General features: G+C 62.1%; 18 protein-coding genes. All 18 read right to left on the bottom strand.

Annotated features, from left to right (window positions below):
• Positions 1–117 precede the first annotated feature (117 nt).
• The 18 genes from flhB to fliE all read right to left on the bottom strand — a co-directional run bounded on the left by flhB (position 118) and on the right by fliE (position 15,331).
• A complete protein-coding gene (gene flhB, locus HYI44_RS07305; RefSeq protein ID WP_225569068.1) occupies positions 118–1,257 on the bottom strand; it encodes a flagellar biosynthesis protein FlhB in 1,140 nt (379 codons plus the stop codon).
• Between the two features lie 3 nt (positions 1,258–1,260).
• Positions 1,261–2,046 (bottom strand): flagellar biosynthetic protein FliR, encoded by a 786-nt coding sequence (gene fliR / locus HYI44_RS07300; RefSeq protein WP_225569067.1) that lies wholly within the window; start codon positions 2,044–2,046, stop codon positions 1,261–1,263.
• Positions 2,047–2,049: 3 nt separating this feature from the next.
• Positions 2,050–2,319, bottom strand: coding sequence for a flagellar biosynthesis protein FliQ (gene fliQ, locus HYI44_RS07295; RefSeq protein ID WP_046816911.1), 270 nt, complete (start codon positions 2,317–2,319; stop codon positions 2,050–2,052).
• Positions 2,316–3,074 (bottom strand): flagellar type III secretion system pore protein FliP, encoded by a 759-nt coding sequence (gene fliP, locus HYI44_RS07290; RefSeq protein ID WP_045058901.1) that lies wholly within the window; start codon positions 3,072–3,074, stop codon positions 2,316–2,318. The genes fliQ and fliP overlap by 4 nt, the downstream gene beginning before the upstream one ends.
• A complete protein-coding gene (fliO, locus tag HYI44_RS07285; RefSeq protein ID WP_122837947.1) occupies positions 3,074–3,514 on the bottom strand; it encodes a flagellar biosynthetic protein FliO in 441 nt (146 codons plus the stop codon). The genes fliP and fliO overlap by 1 nt, the downstream gene beginning before the upstream one ends.
• A complete protein-coding gene (gene fliN, locus HYI44_RS07280; protein ID WP_045058899.1) occupies positions 3,515–3,973 on the bottom strand; it encodes a flagellar motor switch protein FliN in 459 nt (152 codons plus the stop codon).
• Positions 3,974–4,039: 66 nt separating this feature from the next.
• Positions 4,040–5,008 (bottom strand): flagellar motor switch protein FliM, encoded by a 969-nt coding sequence (gene fliM, locus HYI44_RS07275; protein WP_122837946.1) that lies wholly within the window; start codon positions 5,006–5,008, stop codon positions 4,040–4,042.
• Positions 5,009–5,017: 9 nt separating this feature from the next.
• The gene (fliL, locus tag HYI44_RS07270) at positions 5,018–5,518 is read right to left on the bottom strand and encodes a flagellar basal body-associated protein FliL (RefSeq protein ID WP_122837945.1); all 501 of its coding nucleotides are present in this window, start codon (positions 5,516–5,518) and stop codon (positions 5,018–5,020) included.
• A gap of 196 nt (positions 5,519–5,714) precedes the next feature.
• Positions 5,715–6,992, bottom strand: a complete 1,278-nt coding sequence (locus HYI44_RS07265) for a flagellar hook-length control protein FliK (protein ID WP_225569066.1) — start codon at positions 6,990–6,992, stop codon at positions 5,715–5,717.
• Between the two features lie 82 nt (positions 6,993–7,074).
• Positions 7,075–7,446 carry an Hpt domain-containing protein gene (locus tag HYI44_RS07260; RefSeq protein ID WP_122837943.1) on the bottom strand — a complete coding sequence of 124 codons (372 nt, stop codon included), beginning with the start codon at positions 7,444–7,446 and terminating at the stop codon, positions 7,075–7,077.
• A gap of 31 nt (positions 7,447–7,477) precedes the next feature.
• Complete coding sequence (locus HYI44_RS07255; protein WP_225569065.1) at positions 7,478–9,193, bottom strand: fused response regulator/phosphatase; 1,716 nt, start codon at positions 9,191–9,193, stop codon at positions 7,478–7,480.
• A complete protein-coding gene (locus tag HYI44_RS07250) occupies positions 9,190–9,489 on the bottom strand; it encodes an STAS domain-containing protein (protein WP_122837941.1) in 300 nt (99 codons plus the stop codon). The genes HYI44_RS07255 and HYI44_RS07250 overlap by 4 nt, the downstream gene beginning before the upstream one ends.
• Before the next feature lie 85 nt (positions 9,490–9,574).
• Positions 9,575–10,024, bottom strand: coding sequence for a flagellar export protein FliJ (gene fliJ, locus HYI44_RS07245; RefSeq protein WP_045058893.1), 450 nt, complete (start codon positions 10,022–10,024; stop codon positions 9,575–9,577).
• 6 nt (positions 10,025–10,030) lie between these two features.
• Positions 10,031–11,389 (bottom strand): flagellar protein export ATPase FliI, encoded by a 1,359-nt coding sequence (gene fliI, locus HYI44_RS07240; RefSeq protein WP_045058892.1) that lies wholly within the window; start codon positions 11,387–11,389, stop codon positions 10,031–10,033.
• Positions 11,379–12,179, bottom strand: a complete 801-nt coding sequence (gene fliH / locus HYI44_RS07235) for a flagellar assembly protein FliH (protein ID WP_122837939.1) — start codon at positions 12,177–12,179, stop codon at positions 11,379–11,381. The genes fliI and fliH overlap by 11 nt, the downstream gene beginning before the upstream one ends.
• A 7-nt stretch (positions 12,180–12,186) precedes the next feature.
• Positions 12,187–13,206 (bottom strand): flagellar motor switch protein FliG, encoded by a 1,020-nt coding sequence (fliG, locus tag HYI44_RS07230; protein WP_045058890.1) that lies wholly within the window; start codon positions 13,204–13,206, stop codon positions 12,187–12,189.
• Positions 13,199–14,986, bottom strand: a complete 1,788-nt coding sequence (fliF, locus tag HYI44_RS07225; RefSeq protein ID WP_122837938.1) for a flagellar basal-body MS-ring/collar protein FliF — start codon at positions 14,984–14,986, stop codon at positions 13,199–13,201. Before fliF ends, fliG begins: the two co-directional genes overlap by 8 nt.
• A 15-nt stretch (positions 14,987–15,001) precedes the next feature.
• A complete protein-coding gene (gene fliE, locus HYI44_RS07220; protein WP_045058888.1) occupies positions 15,002–15,331 on the bottom strand; it encodes a flagellar hook-basal body complex protein FliE in 330 nt (109 codons plus the stop codon).
• Between the last annotated feature and the right edge of the window lie 69 nt (positions 15,332–15,400).

The raw sequence follows: 15,400 nt of genomic DNA, 5'->3' as shown, positions 1-15,400 counted from the left end.
TGTGGTGTTGCCTGGCGGGCCTGATCGCGGGCAAGCCCGCTCCCACAGGTTGTGTGTCGACGGGTGATTTGGCGGTTATTCCTGCTTCTGTGGGGGCCGGCATCACCGGCACACAACTCAAGAATCGCGCCGCAGGTCCGGCGGAATCGGCAAGTCATCCTTGAGCGGGTCCGGGCGCTTGCCCCTGCCTGCCTTGTATTGGCGAATCTGATAGACATACGCCAGTACCTGGGCAACGGCCAGGTACAAGCCACCGGGTATTTCCTGGTCCAGCTCCGTGGAGTAGTAGATCGACCGCGCCAACGCCGGCGATTCCAGCAGCAGCACATTATTCGCCACGGCAATTTCACGCATCTTCAACGCCAGGAAATCGCTGCCCTTGGCCACCAGCATCGGCGCCCCGCCCTTGTCCGGGTCGTACTTGAGCGCCACGGCGTAGTGAGTCGGGTTGGTGATGACCACGTCGGCATCAGGAATGGCCGCCATCATCCGGCGCTGGGACATGTCGCGCTGCAGTTGCCGAATGCGCTGCTTGACCTCCGGTCGCCCTTCCTGGTCCTTGTGCTCGTCGCGCACCTCCTGCTTGGTCATCTTCAGCTTCTTGGCGCTTTCCCACAGCTGCACCGGCACGTCCACGGCGGCGATGATGATCAGGCCGCAAGCCATCCACAACGAGCTCCAGCCGACCACCTGCAGGCTGTGGATGATCGCCATGTCCAGCGGTTCGTGGGCGATGCGCAAGAGGTCGTCGATGTCCGCGGACAACACGGCCAGGGCCACGAACAGGATGATAAAGAACTTGGCCAGGGCCTTGAGCAGCTCTACCACGGCCTTCGAGGAGAACATGCGCTTGAGCCCGGCGCCGGGGTTCATGCGGCTGAACTTGGGCGCCATGGTGCCGGCGGAGAACAGCCAGCCGCCCAGGGAAATCGGGCCGATCAGGGCCGCGAGCAACAGCGTGATCATCACCGGCTGGATGGCCAGCAAGGCGATCAGCCCTGAATGCAGGAGGAAGGTCCCCATGGACCGCTGGTCGAGGATGACTTCGCGCGACAGCGAGAAATTCATGCGCATCAGGTCCATCATTCCCTGGGCGAGCGCCCCGCCGAAGATGAGCAGCGCGGCCGAACCGGCGAGCATGATGGCCAGGGTGTTGAGCTCTTTGGAACGGGCGATCTCGCCCTTCTCCCGGGCGTCCTTTTTCTTTTTCTCCGTGGGGTCTTCTGTCTTGTCCTGACCGCTCTCGCTCTCTGCCATGGCTCAGCGCGCCCGTGCCAGTTCGCGCAACCACTGCAGGGCCTCGGAGGCCAGTGGTTGATACTGATTGATAATGTCGGCAAGCCCGACCCAGACGATGAACAGCCCGAGCACCAGGGTCAGCGGGAAGCCGATGGAGAAGATGTTGAGCTGCGGCGCGGCCCGGGTCATCACGCCAAACGCGATGTTGACCACCAGCAGCGCCGTGATCGCCGGCAATACCAGCAGCAATGCGGCCCCCAGGACCCAACCCAGCTTGCCCGCCAGCTCCCAGAAATGCGTAACCATCAGGCCACTGCCGACGGGCAAGGTGGTGAAACTTTCGGTGAGGATTTCGAACACCACCAGATGGCCGTTCATGGACAGGAAGAGCAGCGTGACCAGCATGGTGAAGAACTGCCCGATCACCGCCACCGAAACGCCGTTGGTGGGGTCGACCATCGAGGCGAAGCCCATGCCCATCTGAATCGAGACGATCTGCCCGGCGATCACGAATGCCTGGAAAAACAGCTGCAAGGCAAAGCCCAGGATCGCCCCGATGAGAATCTGCTCGGCGATCAGCAGCAGGCCACTGAGGTCCAGCGCATTCACCGGCGGCATCGGCGGCAGACCCGGGACTATCACCACGGTGATGGCCAGCGTGAAGTAAAGGCGCACGCGAGTGGGCACCAGGGTCGTGCCGACAATGGGCATGACCATCAGCAGCGCGCCGACGCGAAACAACGGCAACATGAAGGTCGCCACCCAGGTGCTGATCTGGGTATCGGTCAGTTGCAGCAGCGACTGCATGGCTTAGCCAATGACCTGGGGAATACTGCCGTACAACTGCAGGATATATTCCATGAAGGTCTGCACCAGCCACGGCCCGGCAACGATCAGCGTGACCAGCATCACCAGCAGTCGCGGCAGGAAGCTCAACGTTTGTTCGTTGATCTGGGTCGCTGCCTGGAACATCGCCACCAGCAACCCCACCAGCAAGCTCGGGATCACCAGCACGGCCACCATCAGGGTGGTCAGCCACAGCGCCTCGCGGAAGATGTCTACCGCCACTTCCGGCGTCATGGCGACACACCGCCGAAGCTGCTGGCGAGCGTGCCGATGATCAGTGCCCAGCCATCCACCAGCACGAACAGCATGATCTTGAACGGCAGGGAAATGATCAGCGGCGACAGCATCATCATACCCATGGCCATCAGCACACTGGCCACAACCAGGTCGATGATCAGGAACGGAATGAAGATCATGAAGCCGATCTGGAACGCGGTCTTGAGCTCGGAGGTGACGAATGCCGGCACCAGAATAGTCAGCGGGGCCTGATCCGGGGTGGCGATGTCGGTGCGCTTGGACAGGCGCATGAACAGCTCAAGGTCGCTGCTGCGGGTCTGCGCCAGCATGAAGTCCTTGATCGGCACCTGGGCCTTGGCCACGGCATCCTGGGCGGTCAGTTTCTCGGCCAGGTACGGCTGCAGGGCATCCTGGTTAACCCGGTCGAACACCGGCGCCATGATGAACAGGGTCAGGAACAGCGCCATGCCCGTGAGGATCTGGTTCGACGGCGTCTGCTGCAGGCCCAGGGCCTGGCGCAGGATCGAGAAGACGATGATGATCCGGGTGAAACTGGTCATCAGCATGACAAACGCCGGGATGAAACTCAGCGCCGTCATGATCAGCAGGATCTGCAGGCTGACCGAGTACTCCTGGGCGCCGTCGGCATTGGTGCCGAGCGTGATGGCCGGGATCGACAACGGATCGGCGGCCAATGCCAGTGGTGCAGCCAGCAGCAAGGCCAGCGTCAAGACGATGCGTAGCGCACCCATTACTTCTTATCCTTCTGGTCCTTGCCCATCAGCTCCATCAGGCGCAGGGCGAACTCCGGGGTGGCTTTTTCCGAACTGGCCGGCACCTGCACCGGTTCCTTGAGCACATGCAAGGCGGTGATGCTGCCAGGGCTCAGGCCTAGCAGGATCTGCTCATTGCCCACTTGCACCAGCATCAAGCGATCACGCGGCCCGAGTGCGCGCGAACCGATCAGTTCGATCACCTGGCCTTTGCCGGCAGGGCCTGCCTGCTGCACCCGACGCAGCAACCAGGCGAGGAAGAAGATCAGCCCCAGCACCAGCAGCAAGCCGAACACCAACTGCGTCAATTGCCCCGCCACCCCACTGCCCACCGCCGGCGTCGCGGCAGCCGTGGCCACCGGTTCGGCCGCCAGGGCGCTCAAGGGCAATGCCAACAAAAAACCCAGGACCCTGTTCACTCAGCGAAGCTTCTTGATGCGTTCGCTTGGGCTGATCACGTCCGTCAGGCGGATGCCGAACTTCTCGTTGACCACCACCACTTCGCCGTGGGCGATGAGCGTGCCATTGACCAGCACGTCCAGCGGCTCACCGGCCAGGCGATCGAGTTCGATCACCGAGCCCTGGTTGAGCTGCAGCAGGTTGCGAATATTGATATCGGTGCTGCCCACTTCCATGGAAATCGACACCGGAATATCGAGGATCACGTCCAGGTTCGGACCGTCCAGGGTCACTTGCTCGTGGTTTTTCGGCGAGGCGCCGAACTCTTCCATTTGCAGGCGATTGGACGGCGAGCTGCCGGAATCAGCAGCCAGCAGCGCGTCAATCTCGTCCTGCGAAGCATCACCGGATTCTTCCAGGGCCGCAGCCCATTCATCAGCCAGTGCCTGGTCGTCCTGGGAATTCATATCGCTAGCCATCATGTGTCCTCGGCGAGCGCCCATCTCGGATGGACGCCGTCAGTTAAAAACGAATAAAGACGCCGATCACCGGCGCTCGATCGGCTCGATCACCTGCAACGCGAGGTTGCCTTTGTGCGAGCCCATCTTGACCTTGAACGCAGGCACGCCATTGGCGCGCATGATCATTGTTTCCGGCATGTCCACCGGGATGATGTCCCCCGGCTGCATGTGCAGGATGTCCCGCAGGCGCAGTTGACGACGGGCGACAGTGGCACCGATCGGCACGTCGACGTCCAGCACGTCCTGGCGCAGGGCGTTGACCCAGCGCTCGTCCTGATCGTCGAGGTCAGACTGGAAGCCGGCATCGAGCATCTCGCGCACCGGCTCGATCATCGAGTACGGCATGGTGATGTGCAGGTCGCCGCCACCGCCATCGAGTTCGATGTGGAAAGTCGACACCACAATCGCCTCGCTCGGGCCGACGATGTTGGCCATGGCCGGGTTCACTTCCGAGTTGATGTACTCGAAGTTGACTTCCATGATTGCCTGCCAGGCCTCCTTCAAATCGATGAAGGCCTGCTCCAGCACCATGCGCACCACGCGCAGCTCGGTCGGCGTGAATTCGCGACCTTCAATCTTGGCGTGGCGACCGTCACCGCCGAAGAAATTGTCCACCAGCTTGAACACCAGCTTGGCGTCGAGAATGAACAAGGCAGTGCCGCGCAACGGTTTGATCTTGACCAGGTTGAGACTGGTAGGCACGTACAGCGAGTGCACGTATTCGCCGAACTTCATCACCTGCACGCCACCGACCGCCACGTCTGCCGAGCGGCGCAGCAAATTGAACATGCTGATGCGGGTGTACCGCGCGAAACGCTCGTTGATCATCTCCAGGGTCGGCATGCGTCCACGGACGATGCGATCCTGGCTGGTCAGGTCGTAGCTTTTGACAGCACCGGGTTCAGAGGCGTTGTCGGTCTGTACCAGACCATCGTCGACGCCATGCAACAGCGCATCGATCTCTTCCTGGGACAGCAGGTCCTGCACGGCCATGTCGTGTTCCTACTGCAGTACGAAATTAGTGAAGAGCAACTGCTCGATGGCGACCTTGCCGAGTTCTTTCTGCGCCACTTCCTGGACGCTGGCGGTGGCCTTCTGACGCAGCATTTCCTGACCGACCGGCGAGGCCAGGGTGGCGAAGTCCTGCCCGGAGAACAGCATCACCAGGTTGTTGCGGATGACCGGCATGTGCACCTTGAGCGCGTCCAGGTCAGCCTGGTTGCGACCCATCATGGTGATGCTCACCTGCATGTAGCGCTGGCGGCCGCTCTGGTTGTAGTTGGAAACGAACGCCGGCAGCAACGGCTCGAAAACCGCCGCCTGCTTGCCAGCCACGGCGGTTTCGGCAACGACGGCAGGCTTGCTTTCGGGGCTGTGCATGAAGAACCAGGTCGCCCCCACGGACACGCCGATGGCCAGCAGCAACGCCACCACGACCATGATGATCAGCTTGAGTTTGCCTTTGGTTGCAGGGTCTTTTACTGCCGCGTCGCTCTTCGCCATGCCAATAATCCGTCACTATTCGGGGTTTCACAGTTGCACGGGAAGGCAAGAGCAAGTGTTATGCCATGTAAGGAAAATTGCGTGGGGATGGAAGCGCAAAAGATCGCAGCCTGCGGCAGCTCCTACGGGGTGTACACCATCCCCACTGCAGGAGCAGCCGCAGGCTGCGATCTTTTAAAAGGGCACCGCCGATGTGTCAGGCGTAATAGTCGACTGCACTGGAGCCGATCACGCTGGTGGCTGCGGACGTTTGCGCAACCGCCGGGGCGAGGTCTTCATCCATGGCGTCCAGACGACCGCCACCGGCTTGCGCGCGCCCAGCCTGACTCTGCTGGGCCTGTTGCTGATCCTGGCCCCGGGACTGGTCGGAGACATTGACGTCGACCTGCCCCATGCCCTGCTGCACGAACATCTCGCGCAGCCGGTGCATTTGCCCGTCCAGCGCTTCGCGAACGCCGGGATGGGCGCTCATGAAGGTTACCTGGGTCTGCTGGTCGGGCACCATGTTCACCCGGATGTCCAGGCGGCCAAGCTCGGCCGGCTGCAACTGGATATCGGCCGCCTTGAGGTTGGCGCTTGAGAGATACATCACGCGGTTGACCACTTCCTCGGTCCAGCCGCTCTGGTGCATGGCGATGGGCTGGTTTACCGGGATCGCGTTGGCGGTCTTGGGCGTGGCCGCCTGGGTCAGTGCAGCCAGGCGGTTGGCGAAATCTTCGACGCGGGTGTCGCTGGTCGAGGCTTTCAAGTCCTTGAGGCCATCATCGATCAGGCCGCTGAAGGCCTTCTCTCCTCCCTGGCTGGTACTGTCCTTGCCGGCTTGCACGTCCAGCATATTGGCGAGGCCGGAGGCGAAATTCTGCGCCGAAGTCGGCTCGCCGTCTGCCTGGGTCGGGGAAGCCTTGGCTTGCGCCTGACTGGAAGCGGACACATGCCCGCTCTGCTCAAGGGCCATGCGCACGGCTGGAAGCGCATCGAGGGGGTCGGCTTCAGGATCGAAATCCGGGTCGGCAGCGACGGCTGCAGCCGCCAGTGCGGCGGCGGTAGCGGGGTCGAGCGCAGGCTCGGTCGCCGCGACAGGGGTGGCGGGCCGAGACTCAACCACGGGCGCAGTTGCAGGGTCAGCCGCAACCGTTGTGTCGCCGGTCTCGTCACGGGTGACCTTATCGTCGACCTGCGCCGGTTTGTCGGCGGGCAAGGATTTGCCGCTATCGGCAACTTGAGGTTTCGCAGCGGCAGACTTGTCGTTGCCCAAGTCCTTCTTTGCAGCGAAGTCAGGCGACTTGTCGCGCACCGTCCGGGCAGCGGTGTCAAACCCGTCAGCAGGCCTGGTTCGCTCCTGCCGGGCATACACGTTAGCGAAGCTCGAGGCCTTGCCCGCAGGCTCGGCGGGCGACGCCAAGGGATTGGCGGATGCGGGTTGAGCCTTGGCCTTGGCGGCGGCCTGAAGCAGCAAATTCGGGGTAACGGGCATGGGACAGTCTCCGCCGCACTGTGGTCGATGATACAAGTGGATGGATTACTGCAAAGGTCGAGCCAGGTTTACTGAGCTGACGCTAGACGGACCGCGTGATGTGACTGCCTGCGAGGGAGCGCTCGGCCTGATAGAGAGGAAGAACCAAAGCAAACTCGGAGCCGATCGCATGGACGAGTTTTTCCAGCTCGCCCTGTTCGGTGCTTCTGCCGTTTTTGGCGCGCTGCTCCAGCTCATTGCATAACTCTGCAAGGCGAACCGCCCCCATGTTGCTGCAACTGCCTTTAAAACTGTGGGCAGTTTCCATCAGCTGCGCGGCATCCTGCGTCCCGCGCAAGATAACCAACCGCTCTTCGGCGTCGGCAAGGAAGATATCCAGCAACATCGGATACTCATCTTCCATGACTTCCTGCAAGGCGCGCAAAACGTCGCGATTCAGATGTGGGGAATCCACTTGTTCACTCCTTGATCAAGAATGGGCAGGATTATGCCAGAGCCTCCCAGAAAAACTCCACGTGAGCACTGCGACCATCGTCGGACCACCGGGCGTTACGCCCCAATTGTCGGACCAGGCTGATACCACGTCCCGACAAACGGACACTGTCCAGCGGTCGCTCGATCACCCGAACCACATCAAATCCCTTGCCACTGTCTTCCACCCGAATGGTCAGGCAACCGCCCTCGCCCTCCGGCACCACCTGCAGGTGCACGCGCACGTAACCCGCATCCAGGGCATCCAGGCGCGTGTTGCGCTCCTGATAATAGCGGGCAAATCCCAGGGCATCGCGCTTGAGACTGGAGTCGAGCCCGAGCACGCCGTGCTCCAGGGCATTGGAGTACAGCTCCGCCAGCACAGTGTACAGCGCTCCGCTCCGGGCCCGCAGGCCGTGCACTTCGCTGAGCAGTTGCAGCAGGTAGGGCAGTGGATTGAAGCGCTTGAGCGAGGCGGCGCGAAATTCGAAACTGACGGACCAGTCCAGCGGGCACGACTGCCCACTGTCGGAGTAGACCAGTGTCGGTGGGCGCATTTGCGCCGCGTCGATCAGGCTGACTTCGAGCAGACTGACATCGTCCCGGGCTTGCCCGCGAAAATCACCCAATGCCTGCTCGATTTCCTGGAACAGTGCATCCGGCTGCCGGTTGGCGGCAAACACTTGCTGCAGGCGCTCCACTCCGAACAGCTGTTCGTTGGCATCGCAGGTGTCGATCACGCCATCGGACAACAGGAACACCCGATCACCCACCGCCATGGGCAGCACTTCGCTGCGATCGTCGAACGCCTCCGGGCTCAGCACCCCCAGCGGCAAATGCCTGGCCGGCAACGGCGTGCGCTCGCCAGTAGCGATCCGGTGCAGGTAGCCGTCGGGCATGCCGCCATTCCAGACTTCCACCGAGCGGCTCTGAAAGCTCAGGCGCAGCAACGTCGCGCAGCAGAACATGTCCACCGGCAGGATGCGCTTGAGCTTGGCGTTCATCTCGCGCAGGGTTTCCGAGAGCCCGTAACCCTTGGCAGTCATGCCGTAGAAGACCTCGGCCAGGGGCATGGCGCCAACGGCCGCAGGCAAGCCATGACCGGTGAAGTCCCCCAGCAGCACGTGCATGTCACCCGCCGGGGTAAACGCGGCCAGCAGCAGATCGCCGTTGAACAACGCATACGGCGATTGCAGGTAGCGGATGTTGGGGGCGTTCAGGCATCCGGAATGCGCCACCTTGTCGAACACCGCCTTGGCCACGCGCTGCTCGTTGAGCAGGTATTCGTGGTGCCGGGCGATCTGGTCACGCTGTTCCAGCACCGTAGCCTGCAAGCGGCGCAAGCGGTCCATTGCCTTGATCTTGGCGGCGAGGATCACCTGGTTGTAGGGCTTCGCCAGAAAATCGTCACCGCCAGCCTCCAGGCAGCGCGCCAGGGCTTCGCTTTCGGTGAGCGAGGTCAGGAAGATGATGGGCACCAGGGTTTCCCCGGCCAGCGCCTTGATCTGTCGTGCGGCTTCGAAACCGTCCATCACCGGCATCATGGCGTCCATCAACACCAACTGCGGGTGCTGCGAACGAAACGCTTCGACGGCCTCGGCGCCGTTGGCGGCGGTCAACACCGCATGGCCCTGGCGGCGGACGATGGTCGACAGCAACAGGCGATCGGCCGCACTGTCCTCGGCGATCAGGATCGTCAGTGCTTCAAGCGGCGACTGCACCGAATTCAACTGATGTCGAACAGTTTGTCGAAATTGGAAATGGCGAGGATCTTCTTCACGTCGATGCTGCTGTTGACCACGCGAATGTCGGAATGGTCGCCGCCAGCGTGATCGCGCAGCAACAGCAGCATGCCCAGGGCAGAGCTGTCGAGGTAGGTGGCGTCCTTCAGATCCACCACCACAGCATTGAGGTTCCTGTCCTCATAGGACTGGCGAAACTCCTGATGCTTGGCGAAATCGAAACGACCCTTGATCGATATCGTCAGTTTTTGCCCATCCGGGGAAACTTCTGAGACGACTGACATTGTTGGCTTCCTTGTCTTGGGGGAACTTGCTTGTACAAGGTTTAGCATTTGGTGGTGACAGGAGCAAGATCAAAAGGGGCGGATATTAATAAGGGTTTTGCCGCGGCAGCCGCTGGGACAATTCATCCAGCAGCTTCTGCTCACGCTTGTCCTCCAGGCGGCGCGCCTCATCCATGTAGCGCAGCACCAGTTTGCGCAGCCCTTCCACCCGGGCATAGGCCTGCTGCCAGGTGTCGCGCGCCTTGTTCAGGTTGTTCTGGTGCCAGGCCAGGCTTTGCCGCTGCTGATCGATGGCAGTGCCCAGTTGCGCGAGAAACCCCTGATAGCCGAGCAACCACTGGCCGGACACCCCACTGCTGCCGCGCACGATCCATTGCTCCTGATAATCGAGGCGGAAGGCTTCAAGGTCGGCGAGCTTGCTTTCGGCCAGGCGCACCTGGCCCTGAAAATGCCCAAGGCGCTGCACCGCGGCTTTCTCGACCTTCTCGGCCATGTCCACCACGGGCGCCAGGCGCGAAGCTCGACTCTGGGCCATGGCCGGTTAGCCGCCGGCCGCCGGGGCGAAGATCGAGCCAAGATAGGCTTCGCTTTCACCCAGGCTGATGTTGTCGTTCAAGCCCTGGCGCAGGTATTTGACCAGCTGCGGTTGCAGGGCAATCGCCAGGTCGGTCTCGCGGTCACCGCCGGCCACGTAGGCGCCGACGCTGATCAGGTCGCGACTCTGTTGATAACGCGACCACAGCTGCTTGAAGTATTGCGCCCGGGTCATGTGCTCCGGCGTCACTACCGACGGCATGACCCGGCTGATGGACGCTTCGATATCGATAGCGGGGTAGTGACCTTCCTCGGCCAGGCGCCGCGACAGCACGATGTGACCGTCGAGCACGCCCCGTGCGGAGTCGGCAATCGGGTCCTGCTGGTCATCGCCTTCGGACAGCACCGTATAAAACGCGGTGATCGAGCCCCCGCCCTTCTCCGCATTACCCGCGCGCTCGACCAGTTTCGGCAACTTGGCAAACACCGAAGGCGGGTAACCCTTGGTCGCCGGCGGTTCGCCAATGGCCAGGGCGATTTCCCGCTGGGCCTGGGCGAAACGGGTCAGGGAATCCATGAGCAACAGGACATTCTTGCCCTTGTCGCGGAAGTACTCGGCGATGCGCGTGCAGTACATCGCGGCACGCAGGCGCATCAACGGCGCATCGTCCGCCGGCGAAGCCACCACCACTGAACGCTTGAGCCCTTCCTCGCCCAGGATGTGCTCGATGAACTCCTTCACCTCGCGTCCGCGCTCGCCGATCAAGCCGACGACCACGATGTCGGCCTCGGTGAAGCGGGTCATCATGCCCAACAGCACACTCTTGCCCACGCCGGTACCGGCAAACAGACCCAGACGCTGGCCGCGCCCCACGGTCAACAATCCGTTGATCGAGCGGATGCCCACATCCAGTGGCTCGCTGATCGGTTCGCGCTTGAGCGGGTTGATCGTCGGGCCATCCATCGGCACCCAGTCCTCGGCTTTCATCCCGCCCTTGCCGTCCAGCGCACGACCGGCGCCGTCCAGTACCCGCCCGAGCATGCTCATGCCCATCGGCAAGCGACCGGCATCGGCCAGCGGCACCACCCGGGCGCCCGGCGCAATACCGGCGACGCTGCCCACCGGCATCAGGAACACTTTATTACCGGAGAAGCCCATGACTTCGGCTTCCACCTGCACTGGCTGGTAACTGTCGTCGTTGATGACCATGCAGCGGCTGCCCATGGCGGCGCGCAAGCCTTCGGCTTCGAGGGTCAGGCCGACCATGCGCAGCAGGCGGCCTTCCAGGATCGGGCCGCCGGTCAGTTGCGTGGCCTCGGCGTAACTGCCCAGGCGCTTGGCGAAGCTGGTGCGATCAAGGCGCATCAGGTTCGTCCGCCGCCGGGGCGACTGGCGGCGGATTGCGCCCCGACAGTTCCACGCTCAAGTCCGGGGCAGCAGGATGCAGGGCCTGTTCGTGAAGTTGATCGAACAGCTTGTCCATGACCCGCGCCAGGCGTGTTTCCACTGTGGCATCGATACGACTGTGTTCGGTCTCGACCCGGCAACCGCCGGGCAACAGCGTGTCGTCCTCGACGATGCGCCAGGTTTCTTCATGCCGCTCGCGCAGGGCTTTGACCTGTTCGAAATCCTGCGGATTGATGTACAGCCGCACGTTCCCCACGCCCAGCGGCAAGAGCTTCAGGGCATCGCGCATGACGTGTTCAAGCTGGGTCGAATCGATCGCCAGTTCGCGCTGGATCACCTGTCTGGTGATGTGCTGCACCAGGTCGACTAAAGATTTTTCGATCTGGGTGTCCTGCTCGGCAATCGGTTCGAACAACTGACCCATGAGCTTTTCCAGCGCGCCGACCTTGGCCGACAGCGCCGCTTCGGCTTCCTGGCGAACCTTGAGCGTCGTGCTGTGGAAACCCTCGCGCTCGCCCGTGGCGAAGCCTTCGTTGTAGGCCTCCTGGCGAATGCTCTCGAGTTCTTCGAGGGTCATTGGCTGGACCTCATCCAGCGGCACCTCCTGCATTTCCGGAGGCTCGGGCACAGGTTCCGGCTCGGGCGCGGGGACGTAGGGATCGAAACTGGGCAGGGACCAGATATCGACAGTGCTGACGTCCTTGGCACGGATCAGGTCAGTCTGGGACTCATCGTGTTTGGTCGACATGGTGACCTTAGATCATCTCTTCGCCGCCCTTCCCGCCGAGAACGATTTCTCCGGCTTCGGCCATACGGCGGGCGATGGTGAGGATTTCTTTCTGTGCGGTTTCCACGTCGCTGACGCGCACCGGGCCCTTGGCCTCGAGGTCGTCGCGCAACAGTTCGGCCGCTCGTTTGGACATGTTCTTGAAGATCTTCTCCTTGACGTTCTCGTCCGAGCCCTTGAGGGCCAACACCAGTACGTCGGAGGACACTTCGCGCAGCAACGCCTGGATGCCGCGGTCGTCGACATCGGCCAGGTTGTTGAACACGAACATCAGGTCTTCGATCTGACCGGACAGGTCTTCGTCGACTTCGCGGATCGAATCCATCAACTGCCCTTCCATCGAGCTGTCGAGGAAGTTCATGATATCGGCTGCGCGCTTGATGCCACCGAGGTTGGTGCGCGAAGCGTTGGAGTTGCCGGAGAACTGCTTCTCGAGAATCTGGTTGAGTTCCTTCAGCGCCGCCGGCTGCACGGTGTTCAGCGAGGATACGCGCAGGATGATGTCCAGGCGCACCTTGTGGTCGAAATTGCCCAGCACTTCGCCAGCCTGGTCCGGGTCGAGATACGCCACGACGATCGCCTGGATCTGTGGGTGCTCGTAGCGTATCACGTCGGCGACGGCGCGTGGTTCCATCCATTTCAGGCTGTCGAGGCCGCTGGTGTTGCCCCCCAGCAGGATCCGGTCGATCAGTCCGTTGGCCTTGTCTTCGCCCAGGGCCTGGGTGAGCATCTTGCGCACGTAGTCGTCAGAACCGACGCCCAGGCTGGTCTGGTCGCCGACGATGTCGACGAACTCGCTCATCACCTGTTCGACCTGCTCGCGGTGCACGTTGCCCATCTGCGCCATGGCCACGCCCACACGCTGGACCTCCTTGGGCCCCATGTGGCGCAACACCTGCGCAGCATCGGTAGAGCCCAGGGACAGCAGCAGGATCGCGGCTTTGTCGACCTTGGACAGTTTGGCGGCAACGGCTCGGTTATCACTCATCTGCGTTAATCCACTCTTTCACGACCTGGGCCACACGACCCGGATCTTCTGCCACCAGACTCTTGATTGCGTTCAACTGTGCATCATAGCCTTCGCTCGGGCTCGGCAGCAGGATGCTCTGCGGGCCGCCGAGGCTGACGCGGTCGTTGGCCAGTTCGCCATCCAGGCCGCCCATGCCACCCAACTCGACGTCGCTGCCCATGCCGACCAGCTGCTTGCCTTTGCCGCCATTGGTGATGTTGTTGAGCACCGGGCGCAGCACACCAAACACCAGCACCAGGATGAACAACACGCCCAGCACTTGCTTGATCACGTCCCAGAACCACGGCTGGGAATAGAACGGCACGTCGGCAATCACTTCGCTGCGCTCGGCGGAGAACGGCATGTTGATCACACTGACACTGTCGCCACGGCTCGCGTCGAAGCCGACCGCGTCCTGCACCAGACGGGTGAAGCGCGCCAATTCATCGGCGCTCCACGGCGCGCGGCTGGTTTCACCGTTGGCCGGGTTGATCTTGACTTGGTCGTCCACCACCACCGACACCGACAGGCGATTCAAACGGCCCTGCTGCTGCTTGGTGTGGCTGATGGAACGGTCGAGCTCGAAGTTCTTGGTGGACTGCTGACGCTTGTCTGCCGGGTAAGGCGCCAGCATCGGCTGACCGGTGGCCGGGTCCATGATCTGTTGGCCATTGGCGTCCAGCAGCGGCTGACCGGGCTGCACCATGCCGGCAGAAGCGGTAGCGCCACCGGTGGTTGCAGGCGCGGACGCCGGCGATGGCGGCTGGTTGCTCAGGGCCCCCGGTACGCCTTGCGGACCATTGCTGGTGGTGCGTTGTTCGTTAACCGACTGCTCGCTGCGCAACGCCGGCTGGTCAGGGTTGAACTGCTCGGAGGTCGATTCGACGGCGCTGAAATCCACGTCGGCGGACACTTCAGCCTTGTAGCGATCGTTACCCAGCACCGGTTGCAGGATGTTGTGCACGCGCTGGGTCAGCATGCTTTCCATGCGGCGGCTGTAATCGAATTGCTTGCCGGCCATGGTCAGCTCGGAATTTTCCGCCTGGTCCGATAGCAGGTTGCCCTTCTGGTCGACCACGGTGACCTGGGACTTGCTCAGCTCAGGCACGCTGGTCGCCACCAGGTTGATGATCGCCAGCACCTGGCCAGGCTCCAGGGAGCGGCCGGAGTACAGTTCGATCAGTACCGAGGCGCTGGGCTTGCGTTCGTCGCGCACGAACACCGAGCTTTTCGGAATGGCCAGGTGCACCCGGGCACCCTTGACGTTGTTCAGGCTGGAGATGGTGCGCGCCAGTTCGCCTTCCAGGCCGCGACGATAACGGGTGGCTTCCATGAACTGGCTGGTCCCCAGGCCCTGGTCCTTGTCGAGGATTTCAAAGCCGATATTGCCGTCGCTGGGGGTGACACCAGCGCCCGCGAGCTTGAGCCGCGCGCGGGACAGGTCTTCGGCCTTGACCAGCAAGGCGCCGGAATTGGGTTCGACGGAGTAGGCAATGTCAGCGGCCGCCAGGGTGTCCATCACCTGCTTGGCGTCCATTCCGGCGAGGCTGCCGTACAGCGGGCGGTAATCCGGCTGCTGGGACCACAGGACCACGGCAAAGCCAATGGCCACGCTCGCTGCCAGGCCGACCAACAGGCCGACCTGACGCAGCATGGTCATCTGGGAAAGGTTTTCCAGGAAGGACAAGCCGAACAGCGGCGGTTTGCCGCCTATTGCGCTGGCCTTGGCCGGAACGTTATCGCTGGCTGCTTCTGCCATGACTCAATATCGTCCTTAAACCGGCATCTGCATGATGTCTTGATACGCCTGGACCAGCTTGTTGCGCACCTGGGTGATGGCCTGGAACGACACGCCGGCTTTTTCCTTGGCGATCATCACGTCAGTCAGGTCGACACCGCTTTTACCGATCTCGAACGCGGTGGACAGCTGGCTGGACGCCTGCTGGGTTTCGTTCACTTTATTGACGGCCTGGCCGAGCATATCGGAGAAGCTGCTGCCCGGCAGTTGAGGCACGGCGGCAGTCGCTTTTGGCGCAGACATGGCGTCCATTTGCATGGCTCGCATATCCAGCATCAACCGATTAAATTCAATACCTTGGCTCATGTTCCACTCCCAATGACTACCCGCAATTTTTTGACGCTCACTCGGCGGGTATACAGGTGGTAGCAACAA

The organism is Pseudomonas sp. Y24-6 (genome assembly GCF_020295325.1).
Classification (GTDB): domain Bacteria; phylum Pseudomonadota; class Gammaproteobacteria; order Pseudomonadales; family Pseudomonadaceae; genus Aquipseudomonas; species Aquipseudomonas gregormendelii.
Note: the sequence above shows the minus strand (reverse complement) of the source record. Positions and strands in the feature narration are given on the sequence as shown.

Coding starts and splice junctions, on each gene's coding strand:
- flhB (WP_225569068.1), bottom strand. CDS start 1,257: ATGGCAGAGAGCGAGAGCGGTCAGGACAAGACAGAAGACCCCACGGAG.
- fliR (WP_225569067.1), bottom strand. CDS start 2,046: ATGCAGTCGCTGCTGCAACTGACCGATACCCAGATCAGCACCTGGGTG.
- fliQ (WP_046816911.1), bottom strand. CDS start 2,319: ATGACGCCGGAAGTGGCGGTAGACATCTTCCGCGAGGCGCTGTGGCTG.
- fliP (WP_045058901.1), bottom strand. CDS start 3,074: ATGGGTGCGCTACGCATCGTCTTGACGCTGGCCTTGCTGCTGGCTGCA.
- fliN (WP_045058899.1), bottom strand. CDS start 3,973: ATGGCTAGCGATATGAATTCCCAGGACGACCAGGCACTGGCTGATGAA.
- fliM (WP_122837946.1), bottom strand. CDS start 5,008: ATGGCCGTGCAGGACCTGCTGTCCCAGGAAGAGATCGATGCGCTGTTG.
- fliL (WP_122837945.1), bottom strand. CDS start 5,518: ATGGCGAAGAGCGACGCGGCAGTAAAAGACCCTGCAACCAAAGGCAAA.
- HYI44_RS07265 (WP_225569066.1), bottom strand. CDS start 6,992: ATGCCCGTTACCCCGAATTTGCTGCTTCAGGCCGCCGCCAAGGCCAAG.
- HYI44_RS07250 (WP_122837941.1), bottom strand. CDS start 9,489: ATGTCAGTCGTCTCAGAAGTTTCCCCGGATGGGCAAAAACTGACGATA.
- fliJ (WP_045058893.1), bottom strand. CDS start 10,024: ATGGCCCAGAGTCGAGCTTCGCGCCTGGCGCCCGTGGTGGACATGGCC.
- fliI (WP_045058892.1), bottom strand. CDS start 11,389: ATGCGCCTTGATCGCACCAGCTTCGCCAAGCGCCTGGGCAGTTACGCC.
- fliH (WP_122837939.1), bottom strand. CDS start 12,179: ATGTCGACCAAACACGATGAGTCCCAGACTGACCTGATCCGTGCCAAG.
- fliG (WP_045058890.1), bottom strand. CDS start 13,206: ATGAGTGATAACCGAGCCGTTGCCGCCAAACTGTCCAAGGTCGACAAA.
- fliF (WP_122837938.1), bottom strand. CDS start 14,986: ATGGCAGAAGCAGCCAGCGATAACGTTCCGGCCAAGGCCAGCGCAATA.
- fliE (WP_045058888.1), bottom strand. CDS start 15,331: ATGAGCCAAGGTATTGAATTTAATCGGTTGATGCTGGATATGCGAGCC.